At 70.9% G+C, this 3,561-nt stretch carries 6 protein-coding genes; 1 reads left to right on the forward strand and 5 read right to left on the reverse strand.

Annotated elements, in window-relative coordinates:
- The 5 genes from VED21_RS36095 to VED21_RS36115 form a co-directional block, all read right to left on the reverse strand.
- On the reverse strand, positions 1-532 hold a 532-nt coding region (locus tag VED21_RS36095), incomplete at its 3' end, for a UTP--glucose-1-phosphate uridylyltransferase (protein ID WP_324890864.1).
- 131 nt (positions 533-663) lie between these two features.
- On the reverse strand, positions 664-1,377 hold the full coding sequence (locus VED21_RS36100) for a DnaJ domain-containing protein (RefSeq protein ID WP_324890866.1): 714 nt from the start codon (positions 1,375-1,377) through the stop codon (positions 664-666).
- 16 nt (positions 1,378-1,393) lie between these two features.
- A complete protein-coding gene (locus VED21_RS36105; protein ID WP_324890868.1) occupies positions 1,394-2,137 on the reverse strand; it encodes a VWA domain-containing protein in 744 nt (247 codons plus the stop codon).
- A 144-nt stretch (positions 2,138-2,281) separates the two neighbouring features.
- Positions 2,282-2,653, reverse strand: coding sequence for a hypothetical protein (locus VED21_RS36110; protein WP_324890870.1), 372 nt, complete (start codon positions 2,651-2,653; stop codon positions 2,282-2,284).
- Positions 2,640-3,026, reverse strand: a complete 387-nt coding sequence (locus VED21_RS36115) for a hypothetical protein (protein ID WP_324890872.1) — start codon at positions 3,024-3,026, stop codon at positions 2,640-2,642. The genes VED21_RS36110 and VED21_RS36115 overlap by 14 nt, the downstream gene beginning before the upstream one ends.
- Between VED21_RS36115 and VED21_RS36120 the strand changes: the two genes are divergently transcribed.
- A partial coding sequence (locus VED21_RS36120; RefSeq protein ID WP_324890874.1) for an RNA pseudouridine synthase occupies positions 3,025-3,561 on the forward strand: 537 nt, incomplete at its 3' end. The genes VED21_RS36115 and VED21_RS36120 overlap by 2 nt on opposite strands.

Here is a 3,561-nt window from a genome sequence, read left to right on the forward strand (position 1 = left end):
CGACGTCCAGGATGCCGTAGCGCCGGGTGTGCTCGCGCGGGACGTCGACGACGGCGACGACGTTGCCGCCCACCTCGTTGTACGCCTCGACCATCTGCTTCAGGCAGGGCTTCTCGGCCAGCACGAAGTCGTCGGGCAGGATGATGGCGAAGGGATCGTTGCCGATCACCGCGCGCGCGCACCACACCGCGTGGCCGAGGCCGAGCGGAAGCTGCTGGCGGGTGTAGAAGCAGCGGCCGGGGGCCAGCTCGCTGCCGCGCACTTCATCGAGAGCCGCGGTGTTGCCGCGCTCCTCCAGCGTGCGGTTCAGTTCGGAGTCGGCGTCGAAGTGGTCCTCGATCGCGCGCTTGGAGCGGCCGGTGACGAACACGAAGTCCTCGATGCCGGCGGCGCGGGCCTCCTCGACGGCGTGCTGGAGCAGCGGCCGGTCGACCAGCGGCAGCATCTCCTTCGGGATCGCCTTGGTGGCCGGAAGGAAGCGGGTGCCCAGTCCAGCGACGGGGAACACCACCTTGCGCACGGGTTTCCGCATTTGGGTCTCTTGTTGTTGAAGGACCGTTATTTCCGGACGGCCCGATCCACCACCGGTGGAAAGGCCGCGTCCGGGCTTTCTGCCATATGGGCCGGAGGGGCGCAACATGCCCTTCCGGGGCCTGCAAAAGGTCAGGTGTGGAGCAGCAAGTCTTTCGCCTGGTTTATCTTTGCCGCCAGATAGGTCGATCCGCCATGGTCGGGGTGGACTTTCATCATCAGCCGGCGGTGGGCCTCCTTGATCTGTTCGGGGGTCGCGTCCGGGGCGAGGCCGAGGATTTCGCGGGCCTCCTCCCGCGTCATGGCGCCGCCGGACGGGGGAGGCTGCGCTCTTCCGTCGCGCCCCTCGCCGGCCTCGTCCGCGCGCCAGTCGGGGTGGGTGCGGTCCAGCCACGCCTCCAACACGCTGGCCGACTGGGCATCGTCGCGCCGGCAGTCCTCCAGCAGGGTCCGCAGCTGGCCCAGCGACAGGTCGTCCAGCGACCGCCCGCGGAAGCGGCCGTGCAGCACAGCACCCGTCATGGCGCCGGTGTCGTGGTTCAGCGTCATGCGCAGGAACAGCGTCTCGACCTGCGACACCTGCCCCGACGCCGGGCCGGCGCCGGCGCGCGCCCGGTTGCGCACGCTGCGGAAGTGGCCGAGCACCGGCACCAGGAAGGCGCCGATGGCCAGCGCCGTGCCCAGCCGCCCGGTGACGACCAGCAGCACCAGCGCCCCCGCGCCGAGCGCCACGCCGCCGTAGCGCACCGCCTGGGCCAGCACGCGCGGGTCGGCCGCGACGAAGGCGCGGGCCAGCAGGTAGAGCCCGACCACCAGCGCGATGCCCAGGATGAACTGCGGGACCATGGCGTGCCGTCCTGCCTCACGCCCCCGGCTGCGGCCGGCCGATCTGGCTGGTGAGCAGCCGGACGTCGCCGCCGCGCCGGCGGCTGAAGTCCTCCAGCGCCGGGCGTCCGCCGGCGGCGAACACCGCCACCGCGCTCAACAGGTCCTTCAGCTGCTGCGCCGACGAGCTGTCGAAGGGGCAGTAGGCGCCGCCGGACAGCCGCGCGATGGTCTGGAAGGCGCGCTTGGCGACGGGGTCGCCGCGTTCGTGGAAGACGAAGACGGGCACGCCCAGCAGGCCCAGCTCGCCGGCCTTGTGGGCCAGCGCGTCGATGTCCTCCTCCATGCAGTCGCCGACGAAGACCAGGGCGTTGACCTTCTCCGTCCGCGTCTGCTTCAGGCAGTGCGCCAGCACGCGGCCGATCTGCGTCTGTCCGGCCAGGCAGTGCACGGCGGTCATCCGGCGCAGCAGGTCGCGGGAGTTGCTCACCCACGGGCTCGCTTGGCACTCGCGGAAACCCCGGTAGTAGACGAGCTGGACGTCCAGCCCGCCGAGCGCCGCCGTCGTCTCGAACATCTCGCCCTGCAGCTGGCAGGCGCGGTCCCAGGTGGGTTCGCGGCTGGCGGTGGCGTCCATGGCGAACATCAGCCGCCCGCGCTTGCCGCCCGCCGCGCGCACCGGCGGGATCGCCGCGACCTTGCGCAGGAAGGCGTCGACGTCGGCTTGCGAGGACCGTTCCGCCGGCAGCTGCCCGCCATCCGCCCGTCCGTCATCCGCCATATGCCGCCCTCCCGTTCCCGGACGGAAAACCCCTGATTGGGAAAATGGACCGCCCCTGTGGCCGATCCAGTCCGCCGGACGGACATGCCCGGCGGCACAGACCCGCACCTGCAACGCGGCGCCATGGGTGGGGTTCCCCGCCCGTCAAGCACCGCCCCGCAACGCCGCGAACACGCCTTGGGCCTGCGCCAGGGATTGGTCGGCAAGGTCGCCCGTGAACGGCGCGTCCAGATGATAGTCCGCGAGGACGCGGCCGTGGAGCAGGCTGCTGTAGACGCGTTTCGCGGCGAAGACATGCCTGGGCACGACGGACGGCGGGTTGGCTCCCCTCAGCCGGGCGCGCAGGTCGGCGTGCGACGCTTCCAGCCGGTCCGCCGGGTCCAGGCCGAAATGGCGGGCGATCAGATGGTACACGGCATAGTAGGACAGATGGGCGATGGCCCGGAACGCCGCCTCGTCCTCGTGCGTGTCCGCCATCCGCTCCGCAAGGCGGAGAAGATCCTCAGGCTTCGCCATCAGCCGCGACGTAGCGGATGACGACCAGACCGGACAGTTCGGGGTGGACGGCCTCCACCACCTCGTGAACCCGGCGCTCCATCTCGGCGAAACGCCGGTGCGGCTTCGCCAGCCCGGCCGGGACGGGAATGCGGAGGATCGGGTATTCGTCCCCGTTCAGGGTCTCGATCCCGGTCCAGCAGGTCACGCCGAACTCGCGTTCGGCTGCCGCCTTGTAAAGCTCCAGCGCATGGACGCCCGCAGGCTGCCCGAGCCCGTTCCCGTCCGAAAAGCGTGGCTGCACCATTCCCATGCGCAAAGTATGGCCCTGCCGACCAGGAGCGTCAACGGCCCCGGTTGCGTCGGCGGCATGGGTGTGCTTCGGTGCCCCCATGCCGCCCCTCCACTCCATCGCCCGCTACACCCCCGACGAGATCCACGCCCGCGTCCTCCACATGGACGCCGAGGTGATGGTGCTGGACAAGCCCGCCGGCCTGGCGGTGCACGCCGCGCACAAGATCGAGCATCATCTGGGCCAGTACATGGACGACCTCGCCTTCGACGCTGCGGAGGCGCCGCGGCTGGCCCACCGGCTGGACCGCGACACGGCCGGCTGCCTCGTGCTGGGGCGCACGCCTGCGGCCTCCACGCGGCTAGGCAAGCTGTTCGCGCAAGGTTTCGTGGAGAAGGTCTACTGGGCGGTGAGCGAGGGCGTGCCGGCGGAACCGGAAGGCACCATCGACCTGCCGCTCCTGAAGATCCAGGTGCCCGGATCTTGGAACATCCTGACGCACCCGGACGGACAGAGTGCCGTCACCGACTACCGCGTTCTGGGCACGAACGGTGACGGGCTGGCGTGGCTGGAGCTGCGGCCGCGCACCGGGCGCACCCACCAGCTGCGCGTGCACTGCGCCGCCATCGGCTGCCCG

This window comes from Azospirillum sp., from assembly GCF_035627195.1.
Lineage (GTDB): Bacteria > Pseudomonadota > Alphaproteobacteria > Azospirillales > Azospirillaceae > Azospirillum.